Genomic DNA, 362 nt, shown 5'->3' on the forward strand with positions numbered 1-362 from the left:
CCTTCGACGCCGAGGCCGCCCGCGCCCTCGGCGCGGCGGACACCGCCGCCCTGGCCGAGCTGAACGCCGACACCGCCCAGGAGGTCCGGGCGTCCGGCCGCGCCGCCTGGCAGGTCCTGGCGGGCGCCGGCAAGGGCGCCGGCCTGAGCGGGGAGCTCCTGTACGAGGACGCGCCGTACGGGGTCACCTATCTGGTCGCCGCCTGGTCCTGAGGGCGACGCCCGTACGGGGCGAGGCCGTGGCCGTACGGGGCGCGAGGCTGATCGCCGTACGGCGCGAGGCCGGCCACCGTACGGGCGCGAGGCCGGCGTGCGGAGCGAGGCCGGCCACCGTACGGAGCGAGGCTGATCACGCGCTCATGA

Annotated in this window: 1 pseudogene; it reads left to right on the top strand. The window is 77.9% G+C overall.

The features are described from left to right. A pseudogene (locus ACSNOD_RS31835) lies at nt 1-212 on the top strand (hypothetical protein); the annotation flags it as partial. Nucleotides 213-362: the final 150 nt, after the last annotated feature.

The organism is Streptomyces sp. URMC 123, assembly GCF_051386515.1.
In the GTDB taxonomy this organism is placed as follows: Bacteria; Actinomycetota; Actinomycetes; order Streptomycetales; family Streptomycetaceae; genus Streptomyces.